The following is a 19,262-nucleotide window of genomic DNA, read 5'->3' on the forward strand; positions in this document are numbered from 1 at the left end:
CGTTGGCACCGGGGGTGACCTGCGCGTAAACGATGCGGCAACGGTCCCCGTACATCGCCCTGCCCGGAATGGCCGTCCGCCCCCTCCACGTCCAGCCCGTCCGGCATCCTCAGCCCATCGGGCCGCTCAGCCCGTCGGGCGTCCTCAGCCCCTCGGGCCCCCTCAGCCCGTCGGGCGTCCTCAGCCCCTCGGGCCCCCTCAGCCGGTCCGGCATCCTCGGCCCATCGGGCCCCCTCAGCCCGTCGGGCATCCTCAGCGGGGTCCGGCATCCTCAGCCGGGTCCGGCACCTTCAGCCGGTCCGGCGTTTGAGGACGAGGCCGTTCAGGCCAATATCAAGCCCGTCCGGCGATTGAGGACGAGGCCGCCAGGCCGATGCCTGGAACCGCAACGGCCCTGAACGGGCCTTGTCCTCAATCGCCGGACGGGCTGAAAGATGCCCTCAAACGCCGGGCGGGCTGGAGTTTGGCCTGGACGGCCTCGTCCTCAAACGCCGGACCGGCTGAAAGATGCCCTCAAACGCCGGGCGGGCTGGAGGTGCCGGACGGGCTGAGGATGCCCGATGGGCTGAGGGGGCCCGATGGGCTGAGGGGCCCGACGGGCTGAGGATGCCGGACCGGCTGAGGATGCAGGATGGGCCGGCGAGCCCGATGGGTTACGGGACGCGGGCCCCCACGGGCCGAGTGTGGGGCACCGTTGGCCGGGATCGCGCCGGCGCGCCGTGCGTACCGAAAGAGCCGATTGACCCCACTTCGCGCCGCATGGCATATGGCGGGAGTGCGCCATGACAGGCCCCTGTCACAGACAACTCTCCTCAAACCCTGGTCACTTACGCGAAGCTGATCGGTCATCCGGTCCCGAATAGCGGACCCTTTCTGACACATCCAGGGATGCAGATGACCCTCGAATCACCACAAGGCCCGCGCCCCCGCGCGAGACGTACGGCCCGAATAACCCTGGCCGCAGGCCTGACCGCCGCACTCGCGGCAGCCGGCCCGACCCCCGCCTTCGCGGCCGACGACCCGGCCGCCCCCGCCCCGTCGGTCAAGTCCGCCGCCAAGAAGCTCGGTTCGGCCGACGCTCAGCTGCTCGCCGACGCCAAGGCCGACGGCGACAAGACCGTCACGATGATGGTCGCCACCGAGCCCGGCGCCACCGAGCAGGTCGCCGACCAGCTCGACGCCGTCAAGGGCAGCACGGTGGGACGTACGTACGACAAGCTCGGCTACGTACGGGCCACCGTGCCCACCGGCAAGGCGGACGCCGCGATCGCCGGCGCCACCAAGCTCTCCTCGGTGCACGGCATCGACCTGCGGCACGAGATCGAGCTCGACGACCCGACCCCGTCCGGCGACCGGGCCAAGGGAGCGAAGGCCGCGGCCCGCGGGACCTACCCCGCACCCGGCAAGAAGACGCCGGCCAAGAACCCGTACAACCCGTCCTTCGAGACCGGCGCCGTCGATTTCGTCAAGCAGAACCCGAAGGCCGACGGCCGCGGCGTGACGATCGGCATCCTGGACTCCGGAGTCGACCTCGGCCACCCCGCGCTGCAGAAGACCACCACCGGCGAGCGCAAGATCNAGTCGACCTCGGCCACCCCGCGCTGCAGAAGACCACCACCGGCGAGCGCAAGATCGTCGACTGGGTCACCGCCACCGACCCCGTCATCGACGGCGACGGCACCTGGCGGATCATGAACGAGCCGGTGTCCGGCGAGTCGTTCACGTACGACGGCCGCACCTGGAAGGCGCCGAAGGGCGACTACCAGATCAACTGGTTCCGCGAGTCGGCCTCCACCGGCGGTGACGCGGCCGGCGACCTGAACCGCGACGGCGACACCACCGACAAGTGGGGCGTCCTCTACGACCCGGCCGACGGCACCGTCCGCGTCGACCTGAACGACAACGGCGACTTCACCGACGACGAGGTCCTCGAGCCGTACAAGGACGGCTTCCAGGTCGGCTACTTCGGCAAGGACGACCCGAAGACGGACGTCGTCGAGCAGGTGCCGTTCGTCGTCGAGATCCGCAAGGACGTGGTGTACGACGAGGACGGCTCCAAGGCCGACTTCGTGAACATCGGCATCATCGAGTCCGAGCACGGCACCCACGTCGCCGGCATCACGGCCGCCAACTCGCTGTTCGGTGGGAAGATGAACGGCGCGGCGCCCGGCGCCAAGCTGGTCTCCTCGCGGGCCTGCTCCTGGGGCGGCGGCTGCACCAACGTCGCGCTCACCGAGGGCATGATCGACCTGGTCACCTCGCGCGGCGTGGACATCGTCAACATGTCGATCGGCGGCCTGCCGCCGCTCAACGACGGCAACAACGCCCGGACCGAGCTGTACAACCGACTCATCGACACCTACGGCGTCCAGCTGGTCATCTCGGCCGGCAACAGCGGCCCGGGCCTGAACACGATCGGCGACCCCGCGGTGGCCGACAAGGTGATCTCGGTCGGCGCGTCCATCTCCAAGGAGACCTGGGCGGCCAACTACGGCTCGGCGGTGCAGAAGAAGTACGCCATGATGCCGTTCTCCTCGCGCGGCCCGCGCGAGGACGGCGGCTTCACGCCGACCCTGACCGCGCCCGGCGCGGCGGTGAACACCACCCAGACCTGGCTGCCCGGCGCCCCGACGCCGGAGGCGGGTTACGAACTGCCCGCGGGCTACTCGATGCTGCAGGGCACCTCGATGGCCTCGCCGCAGGCCGCGGGTGCGTCGGCGCTGATCCTGTCCGCCGCCAAGCAGCGCGATCTGGAGCTGACCCCGGCCAAGCTGCGCACCGCGCTGACCTCGACCGCGGACCACATCCGCGGTGTCGCGGCGCACGAGGAGGGCTCCGGGCTCATCGACGTCGTCGCCGCCTGGAAGTCCCTGCGCAAGGGCGCGAGCGCCCACGCGTACAAGGTCGAGGCGCCCGTGGACACCGCGCTCAGCGAGGAGTTGAAGAAGCCCGGCACGGGTCTCTACGACCGCGAGGGCGGTCTGAAGGCCGGTAAGCGAAAGTCGTACGAGATCACGGTGACCCGTACCGACGGGCCCGAGCGGGTCGTGCCGCACCGGGTGAGCCTCGCGAACGACGACGGCACCTTCAAGCTGTCGTCCCGGGCGGTCGCCCTGCCGCTGAACAAGCCGGTGAAGATCAAGGTGACCGCGGCGCCGCGCAAGGCGGGCGTGCACAGCGCGATCATCGAGCTCGACGACCGGCGTACCGAGGGCACGGACAAGCAGATCATGGCGACCGTGGTGGTCGCCGAGGACCTGGTGAAGCCCGGCTTCACCACCTCGGCGAAGGGCTCGGTGCAGCGCAACAGCACCAAGTCGTACTTCGTCACCGTCCCCGAGGGCGCGAAGACCCTGGAGGTCGCGCTCGGCGGGCTCAAGGACAAGAGCCAGACCCGGTTCATCGCGATCCACCCGTACGGGGTGCCGGTCGACGACACGTCGACCATCTTCTGCTACCCCGACTTCGACAACCCGGACAACACCTGCCGCCCCGACCAGCGGTCGTACGCGGACCCACAGGCGGGTGTCTGGGAGATCGAGGTCGAGGCACGCCGTACGTCGCCGCATCTCGACAACCCGTACAAGCTGGATGTCACCGCGCTCGGTGTGGCCTTCGACCCGGAGGTCGTCACCGTCGACGAGGCGAAGGTCGGCACTCCGTCGCCGGTCGACTGGAAGGTGACCAACGGCTACGCGGCGATCGACGGCAAGCTGCAGGGCGGTGCGCTCGGTTCGGCGAACGCGCAGCGGCCGAGCATCGCGCAGGGTGCCTCGCAGGAGACCGAGGTCGTGGTGCCCGAGGGCGCGGAGAAGCTCGACGTGTCGATCGGCGCGACCGAGGACCGCGGCGCGGACCTCGACCTGGCCGTGCTCAAGGACGGTGAGGTGATCGCCTCGTCCGCGGACGCGGACTCCGAGGAATCGGTGAGCATTCCGGAGCCGGCGGCGGGGACGTACACCGTCGTCGTCGACGCCTACGCGGTGCCGGCCGGCACCACCGCCTACGACTACCTGGACGTGTACTTCGCGCCGTCGCTCGGCGAGGTGAAGGTGGACGGTGACGCCGGGGTGAAGCTGGCCAACGGCGCGTCCACGGAGGTCGCGGCCGAGGTCGTGGTGGCCGGGGACGCTCCCGAGGGACGGCAGTTCTTCGGCGAGGTCCAGGTCGTCAACGCCCGTGGTACGGTGGCCGGTTCGGGCAGTGTGCAGATCGAGAAGGTCGTGCCGTAGCGGGTACGGCTCTGCGGGCGGGCGCTCCCCTCGGGGGCGCCCGCCTCTTTGTGTCGGTCCTCTCTGTGTCAGTCCTCGCACTTGGTCTTCGCGGCGCCGGGCAGTGCCTCGCGGACGGTCTTGCGGAGGTCGGCGATGTCCTTGCCGGTCGCCCAGTTCTCCGGTGCCGCGTCGTCCTTCGGGATGGTGATCAGGGTGTGGTCGCCCTTCTTCAGGCGCGGGTCGACGTTCTGGTCCATCGGGAAGACGACCCGGGAGCCGCCGTCGGCGGGCTTGTAGTAGCGCGTCACCTTCACGGTGATCCGGTCCATGCCGGACAGGTCCTCGACGGTCTCCACGGTGCCCTCAACGATCAGCGAGGAACAGGCGACCATGCCCTCCGGCGACATGCTGCCGGACCCGCCGTCGTCGCCGGCCCCGGTGTCGGAGGCGGACTTGGCGGCATCCTGCTCACCACCGCCGGTCCCGCCCAGCGGGCCCAGCCACAGCACCGTGCCGAACACGGCGAGCCCACATGCGACGCCGATCGCCCGCAACGCCACGGTCCGCGACTTCACCGGCCGCCACCACGGGCGTCCGAGGGCCGCCGGGGAACCCGGGCCGGCACCCGCGTCCTCCCCCGGGGCCCCGGCCCCGGCCGATCCACTCGCGGCCACCGCACCCGAGGACCCGCCCTCCGGAACGGATCCCCCGGCCGAACCCGGCACAGCTCCCGTGTCCGACGCAGCCCCGGCGCCCGCGGGGGCCCGCTCGCCCGACGAGGCCCGCTGCCCCGTGCGGGCCGGGTCCGTGCTGCCGGATCCCGCCGCCGTCGCGGCCGGATCCGCGGCCGTCGACTCGGCCGACGGCCCGGGCTCTGCAGGCTCCCCGGGCTCTGCGCGCCCCCCGGCCCCGGCCGGAGTCGTGCCGCCGAGCGACTCCCCGTCGGCAACGGGACCCGCGTCCCGAGCCGCGCTCCCGCCCGGACGTCCGTCTTCGACGCTCCTGCCGTCGCGCGGTGCCGTGGTCAGGGACCGGTCCTCCGGCGACGCCCCCGTCAGCTCGTCCGCCAGGGTGCCGAGGTGGGCGCGGAGGAGGGCCAGGTCACGTACCGCCTCCGTGTGTTCGCGGAGATACGTCTCGTCGCCGCGGGCCGCGTCCGGGATCGGCTCGCCGGTGATCGCCACGGTCAGCGGGTCCTGGTACGGCTGCTCGTCCGTCACGTCACACCACCTCTTCCTCGTGCAGCCGGGTCCTGAGCACCCGTACCGCCTTGTGCAGCCTGCTCTTCACGGTCCCCTCCGGGATGCCGAGCTCCTCGGCGATGCGGCCGACCTGGAGGTCCGCGTAGAAGCGCAGGACGACCACCTGGCGCTGGCCGTCGGTCAGCTCGTCGAGGCCCTCGGCGACTGTGAGAGACAGCACACGGGAGTCCTCCGCGCCGGTGCCGCCGGCCGGATCCTGGCGCAGGGCGGCGAGGCGCTCGCCGAGCCGCTGCTGCCGGCTGCGCGAGCGGTGCCAGTCCATGGCCAGATTCGAGGCGACGACCGCCGACCAGGCGGACACGTCGCGCGGCGGCTCCTGGCCGTTCGCCGCCCGCTCCAGGAGGCGGAGGCGTATCTGCTGCACACCGTCCTGCAGCTCGGCCTGCGGCACCCCGGCCAGCGCGAGCACCGCCCGTACCCGGTCCTCCTGGTCCGGACCCAACGGGTCCGGCCGGTCATCGGATCCAGCTCCACCGCGCGGCAAGACTCCACCCCTCCCCGGGCACTCGTACGGCGCCGATGCGGCGCCGGTCCACCCGTGCGACGTCCCCTACGACGCACGGCCCGCCCGTAACGTTCGCGTTCCGACGGACGGACAATGGATTGGACAAGCACACACCGGTCATACGCATCATGGGGCGGACGTCCCCAGGTCGAGACAGTGTCGAGACCGTCGTGTCATGGAGTAAGGAGTCCCCGTGAGGGTCGGAATCGTCGGTGCCACCGGTCAGGTCGGCGGAGTCATGCGCAGGATTCTCGCCGAGCGGAAGTTCCCGGTCGACGAGCTGCGCCTGTTCGCCTCCGCCCGCAGTGCGGGCTCCACCATCGAGTGGGAGGGCCGCGAGATCACCGTCGAGGACGCCTCGGCCGCCGACTACTCGGGCCTCGACATCGTCCTGTTCTCCGCGGGCGGCGCGACCTCCAAGGCGCTCGCCGAGAAGGTCGCCGCCCAGGGCCCCGTCGTGATCGACAACTCCTCGGCCTGGCGCCGCCACCCCGAGGTGCCGCTGGTCGTCTCCGAGGTGAACCCGCACGCGGTCCGCAACCGCCCCAAGGGCATCATCGCCAACCCGAACTGCACCACGATGGCCGCGATGCCGGTGCTGCGCCCGCTGCACGCCGAGGCCGGTCTCGAGGCGCTGGTCGCCACCACGTACCAGGCCGTGTCCGGTTCCGGTCTGTCCGGCGTCGCCGAGCTGCACGAGCAGGCCAAGCAGGTCGTCGCCGACGCGGACCGGCTCACCCACGACGGCTCCGCGGTCGACTTCCCCGAGGCCACGGTCTACGCCCGCCCGATCGCGTTCAACGTCCTGCCGCTGGCCGGCAAGATCGTCGACGACGGTCTGCACGAGACCGACGAGGAACAGAAGCTCCGCCACGAGTCCCGCAAGATCCTCGAGATCGAGGACCTCAAGGTCTCCGGCACCTGCGTCCGCGTCCCGGTCTTCTCCGGCCACTCCCTGCAGGTCAACGCCCGCTTCGCGAACCCGATCAGCGTCGAGCGCGCCACCGAGCTGCTCGCCGACGCCCCGGGCGTGGAGCTCTCGGACATCCCCACCCCGCTGCAGGCGGCCGGCCGGGACGCCTCGTACGTGGGCCGCATCCGGAACGACGAGACCGTCGAGAACGGCCTCTCCCTCTTCCTCTCCAACGACAACCTCCGCAAGGGCGCGGCGCTCAACGCGGTGCAGATCGCGGAGCTGGTGGCGGAGGAGCTGACCGCCTGACGAGGCAGCCTCCGGCCACCCGCAGACGGGGAAGGGGCAGTCACCGGGATCGGTGACTGCCCCTTCGCGCTGTCCGCTCAGAGCGCCAGATGCGTACGCAGGGCAGCGTCGATATCCGCCATCCGCTGCCGCGGTACGGCCCCGAGCCGCCTTCGGAAACGCTCCGGCGCGAGAGCCCTCACCTGCTCGCACTGTGCCTTGGAATCCTTGGCCAGGCCACAGTCGCCCGCATCGAGCAGCACCTGGAACGGATAGACACGGGACGTGTTGGAGGTGAGCGGAACCAGGGTGATCACGCCGCGTCCGGTACGCGCCACCACTGCGTTCGCGCCGTCGTTCGAGACGATCACTGCAGGACGAGCCTTGTTGGCCTCGCTTCCGCGCACCGGCTCATAGTCGACCAAGTAGATGTCACCTCGCTTCATCGACCAGCCCATCACCGGAGAACTGGTCCCAGAACGCCGCGTCCTCACTTCCTTCCCATTCGTCGAAGGCAGCCTCGTAGTCGGCCTCCAAGCGCGCTGCGCGCAACAGCTCGATCGCGGCCTGTATGACCGCCGACCTGGACTGCACCGAGTTGTCCGCCGCGTACTTGTCGACGAAGGCGACATCCTCCTCCGGCAAGCTCACACTGATCTTCATACCTAGAATGCTACCCCTGTTCCTACTCTTGTTGCCACCCCTCTTCTCCCCTGGGCCGTGGAAGGATGGCCGGAACACCGACGTCAGCCACCACCGAGGAGATGACCGCGTGCCCGGCACCAATCTGACCCGCGAGGAAGCACAGCAGCGTGCGCAGCTGCTCACCGTTCACTCGTACGAGATCGATCTCGATCTGAGCGGGGCGCAGGAGGGAGGGACCTATCCCTCGGTGACGACCGTGCGCTTCGACAGCGCGGAGGGCGGGGCGTCGACCTTCATCGATCTGGTGGCGCCCGCCGTGCGCGAGGTCACCCTGAACGGCGACGCGCTGGACCCGGCGGTCGTCTTCGCCGACTCCCGGATCGCGCTCGACGGCCTGCTCGCGGGCGCCAACGAGCTGCGCGTGGTCGCCGACTGCGCGTACACCAACACCGGTGAGGGACTGCACCGGTTCGTCGACCCGGTGGACGGACAGGCCTATCTGTACACGCAGTTCGAGGTGCCGGACGCGCGGCGGGTCTTCGCGTCCTTCGAGCAGCCGGACCTGAAGGCGACCTTCCAGTTCACCGTGAAGGCCCCGGCAGGATGGAGCGTGATCTCCAACTCGCCGACGCCCGAACCGGCGGACGGAGTCTGGGAGTTCGCCCCGACCCCGCGCATCTCCTCGTACATCACGGCCCTGATCGTGGGCCCGTACCACAGCGTGCACAGCTCCTACGAGCGGGACGGGCAGAGCGTGCCGCTCGGCATCTACTGCCGGCCGTCGCTCGCCGAGTACCTGGACGCGGACGCGATCTTCGAGGTCACCCGGCTCGGATTCGACTGGTTCCAGGAGAAGTTCGACTACGCCTACCCGTTCGAGAAGTACGACCAGCTGTTCGTCCCGGAGTTCAACGCGGGCGCGATGGAGAACGCGGGTGCGGTCACCTTCCGCGACCAGTACGTCTTCCGCTCGAAGGTGACGGACGCTGCCTACGAGTCGCGGGCCGAGACGATCCTGCACGAGCTGGCCCACATGTGGTTCGGCGACCTGGTCACCATGGAGTGGTGGAACGACCTCTGGCTGAACGAGTCGTTCGCCACGTACACCTCCATCGCCTGCCTCGCGTACGCGGACGAGTCGCCGTGGCCGCACTCCTGGACCACCTTCGCGAACTCGATGAAGACCTGGGCCTACCGGCAGGACCAACTGCCCTCCACCCACCCGATCATGGCGGACATCCGGGACCTCGACGACGTCCTGGTGAACTTCGACGGCATCACCTACGCCAAGGGCGCCTCGGTGCTCAAGCAGCTGGTGGCGTACGTCGGCATGGACGAGTTCTTCGCCGGCGTGCAGGCGTACTTCAAGCGGCATGCGTACGGGAACACCCGGCTGAGCGATCTGCTCGGCGCCCTGGAGGAGACCAGCGGCCGCGACCTCGGCGCCTGGTCCGAGAAATGGCTGCAGACCGCGGGGATCAACATCCTGCGCCCGGCGATCGAGACGGACGCCAACGGCACGATCACGGCCTTCGCGGTCCGCCAGGAGGCGCCCGCGCTGCCGGAGGGCGCGAAGGGCGAGCCGGTGCTGCGCCCGCACCGCATCGCGATCGGCCTCTACGACCTCGACGACGAATCGGGGTCTCCCCTGCTCGAGCGAAGCCGAGAGCTTGGGGAAGGCAAGCTGGTCCGCTCCGACCGGATCGAGCTGGACGTGGACGGCGAACTCACCGAGGTCGAGGAGCTGGTGGGCCGGCACCGGCCCGCGGTGATCCTGCTCAACGACGACGACCTGTCGTACGCGAAGGTCCGCCTCGACACGGAGTCGCTGCGCCATGTCACCCAGCATCTGGGCGACTTCGAGGCCTCGCTGCCGCGCGCGCTGTGCTGGGCGTCCGCCTGGGACATGACGCGCGACGGCGAACTGCCCACCCGCGACTACCTGGACCTCGTCCTGTCCGGCATCGGCAAGGAGTCGGACATCGGCGTCGTGCAGTCGCTGCACCGGCAGGTGAAGCTGGCGCTCGACCTGTACGCGGCGCCCGAGCGGCGCCCGGACCTGCTGGAGCGGTGGACCGAGGCGACCCAGCGCGAGCTGCTCGCCGCCGAGCCGGGCAGCGACCACCAGCTGGCCTGGGCCCGGGCGTTCGCCGCGACGGCCCGCACCGAGGCGCAGCTCGATCTGCTCGGCGCGCTGCTCGAGGGCAAGGAGACGATCGAGGGCCTCGCCGTGGACACCGAGCTGCGCTGGGCGTTCGTGCAACGGCTCGCGGCGACCGGGCGGTACGGCGAGACGGAGATCGCGGCGGAGTACGAGCGGGACCGGACGGCGGCGGGCGAGCGGCACGCGGCGTCCGCGCGGGCGGCGCGGCCGACGCCGGAGGCGAAGGCCGCGGCGTGGGCCTCGGTCGTGGAGTCCGACCAGCTGCCGAATGCGGTGCAGGAGGCGGTCATCGGGGGCTTCGTGCAGACCGAGCAGCGTGAGCTGCTCGCCCCGTACACGGCGAAGTACTTCGCGGCCGTCGGTGAGGTGTGGGAGACGCGGTCCCACGAGATGGCGCAGCAGATCGCGGTCGGTCTCTACCCGGCGGTGCAGGTGTCGCAGGCGACGCTGGATGCGACCGATGCGTGGCTCGCGTCCGCGAGCGCGGGGGCGGGGCTGCGGCGACTCGTGTCCGAGTCCCGCGCCGGGGTGGCCCGGGCCCTGCGCGCCCAGGCTGCGGATTCCTGACCCCGTCGGGTGGGATTTCCCCGGTCCCGCCCTTTCACCGTTTCCTCCTCAATCGCCGGAGGGGCTCCATTGAGCCCCTCCGGCGATTGAGGAGTTCTTGTCAGCCGTTCAACTCGGCGTGACGGGAACGGAGTTCGGAGGATCCGGCATCCGTGAGGGTGCCGTGGAGGCGCATACGGGCGACGCCCCCGTCGGGGTACGCGTCGAGGCGGACATGCGTGGCCACCGCAGGAGCGGACAGCTTGAAGCGGTGCAGCGTGTCCGGCTGCAGGCGGGTCTTCGGGAGGATCTCGAACCACTCGCCGCTCTCGCCGTCGCGCCCGCTGAGCGCGATCCAGCCCGCCGAGTTCCCCTTCAGATACGCCGTGTCGATCTCGACTGCACGGATCTCGCCCTGGGCGACGAGCTTGAAGCGCACCCAGTCGTTGGTGCCCCGCACCCGCCGGCGCCGGTTCTCCCAGCCGTCGTCCATCTTCTGCGAGGTGCCCGGCAGGATGATCTGGGTGGGCGAGGAGTAGAACTTGTCCGAGGCGTCCTCGTACGTGCCGCCGTTGACCGCCGCGAGCAGGTCGAAGGTGCCGAGCAGGCGGAGCCACTCCGGGTCGGGGACGACCTCGCCGTGCACCCGGAGGCGGGCGATGCCGCCGTCGGGGTGCTGGCAGAGGCGGATGTGGGTGTAGCGGCGGCCGGTGGTGACCTCGAAGGCGTTGGCCGCGTGCCCGAGCACCGGGCTGACCGGCACGATCTCGTCCCACTTCACGTCGTCGGCGAGCAGCTCCTCGGGGCTCGGGCTGCCCTCGACGGCGGTGGCCTGGATGCTGACGCGCTGCGGGTAGTTGCCGCGGAAGTGGGCGGTGTCGACGACGATGCCGCGAATCACGCCCGGGGCGCCGAGCCGCACGAGGGCCCAGTCGTGCTCATCGGGGGCCGGGAAGGGCTCGTCTGCGCCGGCGCCGCGACGGCGGCGGGTCTCCCAGCCGTCCATGATCTTGCCCTTGTGCCCGAAGTGCTCCGGGTCGAAGACGGCGTCGTGGCGCAGCAGGAGATTCTCGCGCTGGGCGAAGAACTCGTCGTTGGCGGCGACGACTCCGCCGCCGAGCCGGCGGTCGGCCAGGTCGACGAGGTCGGTGAAGGCGAAGTCACCGGTCCTGCGGTAGTCGGCGTACGGGTCGCCGCCGCCGTACGGCGACGCGTCGTTGGCGTGCGGGTCGGCGGGGTCGTTGCTGGGGGCCACGGGGGCGGTTCGCTCGGTCGGCATACCACCAGCTTGGCCGCCCCGACCACTCAGGTCCATCGAAACTTTTCGATGGTGACGTTCAGCTCACCTTAAAGATCGCTCGGCCCGGGCACTCCGCAGCGGCCTCACGTCTGCCCGTCGTACGGGCTCCGGTACGCCTCCGCCGCCTCCCGCAGCGTACGCAGCACCCGGGCCAGGGCCGGCCCGTCCTCCGCCCCGCGCCGTACGGCCGCCACCACGTGCCGCAGGGGCTGGTCCGGGCTCAGGGTGCGGGTCACCACACCGGGCGCCCGCTGCGCGGCCATCCGCGGGACCAGGGCCACGCCCATCCCGGCCTCGACCATGGAGAGGATCGCGGTCCAGCCGGCCGCGCTGTGCGCCTGCTCGGGGACGAACCCGGCGGCCTCGCAGGCGGTGCGGGTGATCTCCGACCAGGGGCCGCTGCCGCCGAAGATCCAGCGCTCACCGGAGAGATCGGCGAGCCGCAGACCGGCCTGTGCGGCCAGCGGATGATCGGACGGCAGGGCCACGTCGAGCGGGTCGGCGAGCAGCGGGACCCGGGTGAATTTCGGGTCGCGGGCGGTCGGCGCGTGTGCGGCGAGCGACAGGGCGAGATCGACATGTCCGCCGGCGAGCAGTTCGTACGCCTCGGCCGCCTCCGCCTCGCGGACCCGCACCTCGAGCCCGGGAGCGGCTTGTCTCAGACGCCGCACGGCGGGCACCACAAGCGCGGGCACGGCCGTCGAGAAGGCACCGACCCGGACCTCGCCGGCCTCGCCGCGGGCATACCCGGCGAGCTCGGCGTCCGCCCGCTCCAGCTGCGCGAACACCGCCTCGGCGTGCCGCAGCACCAGATGCGCGGCGTCCGTCAGGCGCACCCGGCGCCCCTGCGCCTCGAGCAGCGGCACTCCGACCTGCCGGGCGAGATTGGTGAGCTGCTGGGAGACCGCGGAGGGCGTCATCAGGAGTGCCTCCGCGGTCGCGGTGACGGTGCCGTGCTCGCTCAGCGCCTTGAGGATGCGCAGCTTCCGCAGATCCCAGTCGGTGGCGCGGGACGCCTCCGGGAGGTGCGGCGGCTCGGGGGGCGTCCGGGGCTCGCTCATGACCGGCAACCTATCCCGCCGGGCAGACGGCGAGGGCGCCCCCGGTGCCGTACGGAGACGGTCCGGGGGCGCCCTCGGCGCGGCTGTGCGGTGGGACGCGGCGCTGCTGCGACGGTCAGCCCTTCTTCGGCTTCTTGTCGCCGATCATCACGAGTCCCGCGATGACCAGGAAGAGCACGATGGGCGCCACGACATAGAGACCGAGCGTCTCGACGACACTCAGACCCGGGCCCGGGTCGTCGCCGTCGTCACGCGTCAGCGCGAGCGCGGGGGACGACATCAGCAGCATCATCAGCGTCGTACCGGCTGCTACGGCGCCGGCGCGCAGGGCGTTCTTCTTGTCCACGGAAGCCAACGTAGCGAATGCCTCAGCGCACCGCGCGCCCGGGGTCCCCGTACGAACCCGCGGGCACGGCGCCCGTCGCGTCCCGCGCGGCGCGCAGGTCCGCGAAGAGGGCCGCAAGGCGGGGCGAGGCGGCGAGTTCCTCGAGCGGGCACGGGCGGCCGTCCGGGCCGGCCATCGGCAGCCGCCAGTTGGGGTACTCGTCGAGGGTGCCCGGCAGGTTCTGGGGCCGGCGGTCGCCGACGGCATCGGGCAGCCAGACGCCGACCATCGGGGCCGGGGTGCGGAGCAGGAAGCGGTAGACGGCCCGGATCCCGGCCTCTTCGTCGTCACCGAGGCCGCCGGGTCCACCAGGCCCCGCGTGCCCGTCGAGCAGTCCGAGCGTGCCGAACAGGGCGAGCCACTCCGCGGTCTCGGCGGCGTCCTCGGCCCGCGCCTGCTCGGGCGGCTCCGCGAGCAGGCCGAGCCGGTCCCGCAGAGTGATGTGCTCGCCGCCGAGCCGGGCCGCGGTGGGCGGCAGATCGTGGGTGGTTGCGGTGGCCAGACAGCCGGCGCGCCAGCGGTCGGGCGGCAGCGGACGACCCGTACCGTCCCAGTCCCGCTCGAACCACAGGACCGAGGTGCCGAGCACGCCCCGCTCGGCGAGGCGTTCGCGCACTCCCGGCTCGACCGTGCCGAGATCCTCGCCGATCACCAGGGCGCCCGCCCGGTGCGCCTCGAGGGCGAGGACCGCGAGCATCGCCTCCGCGTCGTAGGAGACGTACGCACCCTGGGTGGGCGCTCGCCCGGCCGGCACCCACCAGAGCCGGAACAGGCCCATCACATGGTCGATGCGCACCGCACCCGCGTGCCTCAGCAGTCCCCGCAGGAGCTCACGGAACGGCGCGTAGCCCGAATCGGCGAGGGCGTCCGGGCGCCAGGGCGGCAGACCCCAGTCCTGGCCGCGGGAGTTGAAGGCGTCGGGCGGTGCTCCCACCGACATCCCGGCGGCGAACCAGTCCTGCTGCGCCCAGGTGTCGGCGCCGTCGGGATGCACGCCGACCGCGAGGTCCTGGACCAGGCCGATGCCCATGCCGGCCTCGCGCGCGGCCCGCTGGGCGGCGGCGAGTTGGGTGTCGGTGAGCCAGGCGAGCCAGGCGTGGAAGTCGACGCGGTCGCGGAGTTCGGCCCGGGCGCGTGCGGTGCCGGGCGATCCGGGGGTACGCAGTTCGGCCGGCCACGCGTGCCAGTCGGGCCCGTGCCGTTCCGCCAGCGCGCACCAGGTCGCGTGGGTGTCGAGGGGCGCTCCGGCCGCGTCGAGGAACTCCCGGTGGGCGGCGCGGCGTTCGGGACTCGGCGGTACCGCGCGCAGGATCTCCAGCGCCTGCGCCTTGAGCTCCCACACGGCGTCCCGGTCGATGAGCGCACCGCCGTCGAGCACCGAGTCCCGCAGCCGCGCGGCGCTCCGGAGCAGCGGCTCGACGCGGGCCCGGTCCTCGGGTGCGAGCCGCCCGTACTCCGGGACGTCCTCGATCCGCAGATGCACCGGATCCGGGAAGCGGCGCGACGAGGGGCGGTACGGGGAGGGGTCGGACGGCGCCCCTGGCAGGCCCGCGTGCAGCGGGTTGATCTGGACGAAGGAGGCGCCGAGCCGGCTCCCCGACCAGGCGGCGAGCTCCGCGAGGTCGCCGAGGTCGCCCATGCCCCAGGAGCGCCGCGAGAGCAGCGAGTAGAGCTGCACGAGCAGGCCGTACGAGCGTCCCTCGGGTCCCGGGACCCGCTCCGGCGGTACGACGAGATGGGCCTCGGCCGTACGCCCGTCGGGCGTCTCGGCCCGCAACCGGTGGACGCCGAGCGGAAGTCGGGGGTGGGCGGGGCCGGCCAGGACGGCGCCCTGCTCGGTGCGCACCGTGAGCAGGGTGCCGGGCGGAAGTGCGGCGAGCGCGGGCGCGGGGCGGCCGGGCCACTGCACGAGGGTCGGGGGAAGGAGCCGGTCGCGCAGTTCGTGCTCGCGGGCGGCGAGCGCGGTAGTGACCGCCGCCTCGTCGCCGGCGTCCACGCCGAGTGCGGCCAGGACTTCCACGACGGCCGGATCCTCGCCGGCGGCCGGACCGTCGGCCGGCACAGGGTGGCTGGTGTCGACGCCGTACAGGGCGGCAAGCCGGGCCAGGCTCATCCTCGTCCCCCAGTCCGCATGCGGTCCCGACCGGACTGCCGGGTCGGCGGCTCGGTCGGCGTGCACTGGGGATGGTACGGACGGCACTGATCTTTTGCCCGGTGTTGCCCGTTTCGCCGTACGGAAGTGTCACCCGGCGCCCCGGGTCCGCCGGGACCCCGGGCGCGTACGGGCGACACGCGTACGGGCGACAGGCGAGCGGGACCTGACGCCGGGCAGGGCGTGGGCAGGTCCGCGGAAAGAACGCGGGCAGTCCCGCGGAGAGAGTTGAGGGCGCCTAGTGGACCGAGGGGTCCAGGCCGGAGGCGGTGCCGGTGGCCGTGGGCTCGCTGGTGAGCGGAGCCGCGTCGGCGAGGGGGGGTTCGCTGGTGAGAGGGGCGGCGTCGGCGAGTGGCGGCTCACTCGTCAGGGGCGGTTCCGCGCACCCGCAGGAGCAGGAGCCGAGCAACCCGGAGTCGGGTCCGGACACCAGCGACAGGTCCGGCAGGTCGCGCGGCTCCGGGCGTTTGGAGAGGGCGTCGAGCAGCAGCTGGGCGGAAGCGGCCACGGAGGGCCTCCTTGTCTGCGAGGGCAGGGCTTTCGCGCCCCTACCCAGTCGGCCCGCGGGCATTCGGAAGATGTGAGGCGCTTCACAGACTTCGGTGCTGTGCAGGTACCTGCGCGGTTACGCGGGGTACCGGCTCCGTCGCCACGGTGATCGTCGACGCACCGTGCCGGCAGAACTGGCACAGGGGCCACTCTCATTGACACTCTTGGCGCCGTGGTGGTGGGCTCCCACCACCCTGGACCCCCGCGCGGGGACATGCAGAGAAGGGCAGGGCAAGCCGTGCAGCTCCGGCGAAGCAAGGGGGCGGCCGCCGTCGTGGCCGCCGTCATCGGCGGCCTGCTCGGTGGCGCGCCGGGAGCGCTCGCCGCCCCGGGGGACGACGCCCCCGGCGGCACCGCGCTCGGCTCCGCGGACCGCGAGGACGGTGCCGCCGTCCCGTCCGTGTGGCCCCGGCCGCAGCAACTGGCGCCCTCCGGCACCTCGGTGCCGGTCGGCGCCCAGGTGATTCTGCTGACCGACGAGGGCACCGACCCGTATGCCGTGCAGGCGCTGCGCACCCTGCTGCGCGAGGCCGGCGCCCGGCAGATCACCGAGGTGCCGGCGGGCGCGGCGCTGCCGGCCGACGGTCTGGTGGTACGGGCGGGTACGACACCCGGCGGACACTCCGGCGCCGACCGCGCACTGACCGCGCTGCGCGCCCCCGCGCGCGGCGATCTGCCGTCCGGCGGCTACCGGCTCGCGGTCGGCCGCTTCCAGGACCGCGACACGGTGGCCCTTCAGGGCTCGGGGCCCGACGGCCTCTTCCACGCGGTGCAGACCCTGCGACAGGTGATCTCCGGCGGGAAGGTCGCGGGCGTGAAGGTCCGCGACTGGCCGGGCACGGCGGTCCGCGGCATGACGGAGGGCTTCTACGGCACGCCGTGGACCCGCGAACAGCGCCTCGCCCAGCTCGACTTCATGGGCCGCACCAAGCAGAACCGGTATCTGTACGCACCCGGCGACGACCCGTTCCGTACCGCCCGCTGGCGCGAGCCGTACCCGGCCGAACAGCGCGCCGACTTCCGGGCGCTCGCGAAACAGGCGCAGGCGAACCATGTGACGTTCGCCTGGGCGGTCGCGCCGGGCCAGGCGATGTGCATGTCGTCCAAGGACGATGTGAAGGCACTCACCCGCAAGATCGAAGCGATGTGGGCGCTCGGGGTGCGCGCCTTCCAACTGCAGTTCCAGGACGTGTCGTACAGCGAGTGGCACTGCAGGCAGGATGCGGACACCTTCGGTTCGGGACCCGATGCGGCGGCCCGTGCGCACGCGGAGGTCGCCAATGCGGTGGCCGCGCATCTCGCCGAGCGCCATCCGGGCGCCGAGCCGCTGACCCTGATGCCTACCGAGTACTACCAGGACGGTACGACCGCGTACCGCACCTCGCTCGCCGAGCGGCTCGACGCGCGCGTGCAGGTCGCCTGGACCGGTGTCGGCGTGGTGCCGAAGACCATCACCGGCGGTGAACTCGAGGGCGCCCGCAGGGCGTTCGGGCACCCGCTGGTCACCATGGACAACTATCCGGTCAACGACTACGCGCAGGACCGGCTCTTCCTCGGCCCGTACACCGGCCGCGAACCGGCCGTCGCGGCCGGCTCCGCCGCCCTGCTCGCCAATGCGATGGAGCAGCCCGCCGCCTCCCGTATCCCCCTGTTCACTGCGGCCGACTACGCCTGGAACCCGAAGGCGTACCGGCCGGGAGAGTCCTGGAAGGCCGCGGTCGAGGATCTGGCGGAGGGCGACCCGAAGCGGCTGCCTGCGGTCCGTGCGCTGGCCGGGAACCACGCCTCCTCGGTGCTCGGCGCGGACGAGTCGGCGTATCTGCGGCCGCTCGTCGAGGAGTTCTTCGAGGCGCGGCCGTCCGGCGACCGGCAGCGTGCCGATCGGGCGGCGAAGGCGCTGCGGGCGGCGTTCACCGCGATGCGTCAGGCGCCCGAGCGGCTCGCGGACACGGAGCTGGCGGACGAGGCGGGCCCCTGGCTCGACCAGCTGTCGCGCTACGGCCGGGCCGGCGAGCAGGCGGTGGACCTGCTCGGGGCGCAGACCCGCGGCGACGGCGCCGAGGCGTGGTCGGGTGCGCGCCGCCTCGACGCGCTGCGGGACACGCTCGAGTCGAGCCGCGTGACGGTCGGCAAGGGCGTCCTCGACCCGTTCCTGGACCGGGTGCAGAAGACGGCGGCGGACTGGAACGGCGCGTCCGGCGCCCCCGACCGGGTGAAGGAGGAGCGCGGCTCGTACACCGTGCGCCTGCCGCGCCCGCGCCCGCTCGAAGCGGTCACCGTGCTCGCGGATCCCGCGGAGCGCAGCGGTTTCCTGCAGGCCCATGTGCCGGGCCAGGGCTGGCGGAATCTCGGCGAGCTGTCCGGCGGCGGCTGGACGGAGACGGAGACCGAAGGTCTGAAGGCGGACGCCCTGCGGGTCGTCGGCGAGGGCACCGCGGGCCGCGCCGGACCGCCCGAGGGTCGTCAACGGGCCAGCAGCGTACGGCACATCGTGCCCTGGTACGCGGACGGCGGGCGCGCCGGGCTGAGCCTGGAGCGGTCCGAGACGGACGCGCAGATCGGGGGTCCCGCCGAGCGCGTGACGGCGCGGCTGACCTCGCGGCGCCCCGCCGAGGTGCGCGGCAAGCTCACCGCGAAGGCACCCAAGGGTGTCGAGGCCCGGGTCCCGGAGCAGGCGCGGGTACCGCGCGGAGCCACCGTGGACGTGCCCGTCGAGGTGCGCATCGACAAGGACACCCCGGCCGGGAGCTACCGGGTCCCGGTCTCCTTCGGCGACGAGACCCGCACTCTCACCGTGCGGGCCTTCCCACGCACCGGCGGCCCCGATCTGGCCCGCGGCACCAAGGCCTCCTCGTCCGGCGACGAGACCCCGGACTTCCCGGCCCGTCTGGCCAACGACGGCGATCCCGGGACGCGTTGGTCCTCGCCCGTGGCGGACGGCGCCTGGTGGCAGACGGAGCTCGCCGAACCGGTCCGGCTCGGCCAGGTCGTCCTGACCTGGCAGGACGCCCACGCCTCCCGGTACCGCATCCAGGTCTCCAAGGACGGCCGCAACTGGCGCGACGCGGCCACGGTCACCGACTCCCGCGGCGGCCGCGAGTCGATCCGCATGGACCAGCCCGACGTCCGCTTCCTCCGCATCCAGGGCGACAAACGCGCCACCCGCTTCGGCTATTCGCTGTGGTCGGTGGAGGCGTATGCGGTGACGGCGGGGCGTTAGCAACTCGCCTCCCCAACCGGAGGGCCAGTTATCACTTCTGGCTTCCACCCGGCCGACT

The 19,262-nt window shown here is 72.2% G+C and carries 12 protein-coding genes and 2 pseudogenes; 5 read left to right on the forward strand and 9 right to left on the reverse strand.

Annotated features, from left to right (window positions below):
* Window positions 1–888: 888 nt before the first annotated feature.
* Window positions 889–1,578: pseudogene (locus DY218_RS35295) on the forward strand (S8 family serine peptidase); the annotation flags it as partial.
* 1 nt (window position 1,579) lies between these two features.
* A pseudogene (locus tag DY218_RS20185) lies at window positions 1,580–4,232 on the forward strand (S8 family serine peptidase); the annotation flags it as partial.
* A gap of 68 nt (window positions 4,233–4,300) precedes the next feature.
* Here the strand turns inward: DY218_RS20185 and DY218_RS20190 are convergent.
* Both DY218_RS20190 and DY218_RS20195 read right to left on the reverse strand, forming a co-directional pair.
* Window positions 4,301–5,434 carry a hypothetical protein gene (locus DY218_RS20190; protein ID WP_128557500.1) on the reverse strand — a complete coding sequence of 378 codons (1,134 nt, stop codon included), beginning with the start codon at window positions 5,432–5,434 and terminating at the stop codon, window positions 4,301–4,303.
* Between the two features lies 1 nt (window position 5,435).
* Window positions 5,436–5,960, reverse strand: a complete 525-nt coding sequence (locus DY218_RS20195) for a sigma-70 family RNA polymerase sigma factor (RefSeq protein ID WP_128557501.1) — start codon at window positions 5,958–5,960, stop codon at window positions 5,436–5,438.
* Between the two features lie 214 nt (window positions 5,961–6,174).
* Here DY218_RS20195 and DY218_RS20200 point away from each other — a divergent pair, with 214 nt between their 5' ends.
* On the forward strand, window positions 6,175–7,203 hold the full coding sequence (locus DY218_RS20200; protein WP_128557502.1) for an aspartate-semialdehyde dehydrogenase: 1,029 nt from the start codon (window positions 6,175–6,177) through the stop codon (window positions 7,201–7,203).
* Window positions 7,204–7,280: 77 nt separating this feature from the next.
* Here DY218_RS20200 and DY218_RS20205 read toward each other — a convergent pair whose 3' ends face one another.
* Together DY218_RS20205 and DY218_RS20210 are read right to left on the reverse strand one after the other, a co-directional pair.
* Window positions 7,281–7,607, reverse strand: a complete 327-nt coding sequence (locus tag DY218_RS20205) for a type II toxin-antitoxin system PemK/MazF family toxin (protein ID WP_325052010.1) — start codon at window positions 7,605–7,607, stop codon at window positions 7,281–7,283.
* Window positions 7,608–7,614: 7 nt separating this feature from the next.
* Window positions 7,615–7,845: a ribbon-helix-helix domain-containing protein gene (locus tag DY218_RS20210; RefSeq protein WP_128557503.1), complete on the reverse strand. Its 231-nt coding sequence runs from the start codon at window positions 7,843–7,845 to the stop codon at window positions 7,615–7,617.
* Window positions 7,846–7,954: 109 nt separating this feature from the next.
* Here DY218_RS20210 and pepN point away from each other — a divergent pair, with 109 nt between their 5' ends.
* Window positions 7,955–10,558 carry an aminopeptidase N gene (gene pepN, locus DY218_RS20215; RefSeq protein WP_128557504.1) on the forward strand — a complete coding sequence of 868 codons (2,604 nt, stop codon included), beginning with the start codon at window positions 7,955–7,957 and terminating at the stop codon, window positions 10,556–10,558.
* Between the two features lie 100 nt (window positions 10,559–10,658).
* Here pepN and alc read toward each other — a convergent pair whose 3' ends face one another.
* The 5 genes from alc to DY218_RS20240 all read right to left on the reverse strand — a co-directional run bounded on the left by alc (window position 10,659) and on the right by DY218_RS20240 (window position 15,943).
* Window positions 10,659–11,816, reverse strand: coding sequence for an allantoicase (gene alc, locus DY218_RS20220; RefSeq protein ID WP_128557505.1), 1,158 nt, complete (start codon window positions 11,814–11,816; stop codon window positions 10,659–10,661).
* 104 nt (window positions 11,817–11,920) lie between these two features.
* The gene (locus tag DY218_RS20225) at window positions 11,921–12,898 is read right to left on the reverse strand and encodes a LysR family transcriptional regulator (RefSeq protein ID WP_128557506.1); all 978 of its coding nucleotides are present in this window, start codon (window positions 12,896–12,898) and stop codon (window positions 11,921–11,923) included.
* 115 nt (window positions 12,899–13,013) lie between these two features.
* Window positions 13,014–13,244, reverse strand: coding sequence for a hypothetical protein (locus DY218_RS20230; protein ID WP_128557507.1), 231 nt, complete (start codon window positions 13,242–13,244; stop codon window positions 13,014–13,016).
* 22 nt (window positions 13,245–13,266) lie between these two features.
* Window positions 13,267–15,396: a 4-alpha-glucanotransferase gene (gene malQ, locus DY218_RS20235; protein WP_128557508.1), complete on the reverse strand. Its 2,130-nt coding sequence runs from the start codon at window positions 15,394–15,396 to the stop codon at window positions 13,267–13,269.
* A 277-nt stretch (window positions 15,397–15,673) separates the two neighbouring features.
* Window positions 15,674–15,943, reverse strand: a complete 270-nt coding sequence (locus tag DY218_RS20240) for a hypothetical protein (RefSeq protein WP_119287795.1) — start codon at window positions 15,941–15,943, stop codon at window positions 15,674–15,676.
* Window positions 15,944–16,222: 279 nt separating this feature from the next.
* Between DY218_RS20240 and DY218_RS20245 the strand changes: the two genes are divergently transcribed.
* Window positions 16,223–19,204, forward strand: coding sequence for a beta-N-acetylglucosaminidase domain-containing protein (locus DY218_RS20245; RefSeq protein ID WP_128557509.1), 2,982 nt, complete (start codon window positions 16,223–16,225; stop codon window positions 19,202–19,204).
* Window positions 19,205–19,262 lie beyond the last annotated feature (58 nt).

The organism is Streptomyces triticagri (assembly GCF_003429565.1).
GTDB classification, from domain to species: domain Bacteria; phylum Actinomycetota; class Actinomycetes; order Streptomycetales; family Streptomycetaceae; genus Streptomyces; species Streptomyces triticagri.

Coding starts and splice junctions, on each gene's coding strand:
- DY218_RS20210 (WP_128557503.1), bottom strand. CDS start 7,845: ATGAAGATCAGTGTGAGCTTGCCGGAGGAGGATGTCGCCTTCGTCGAC.
- malQ (WP_128557508.1), bottom strand. CDS start 15,396: ATGAGCCTGGCCCGGCTTGCCGCCCTGTACGGCGTCGACACCAGCCAC.
- DY218_RS20225 (WP_128557506.1), bottom strand. CDS start 12,898: ATGAGCGAGCCCCGGACGCCCCCCGAGCCGCCGCACCTCCCGGAGGCG.
- alc (WP_128557505.1), bottom strand. CDS start 11,816: ATGCCGACCGAGCGAACCGCCCCCGTGGCCCCCAGCAACGACCCCGCC.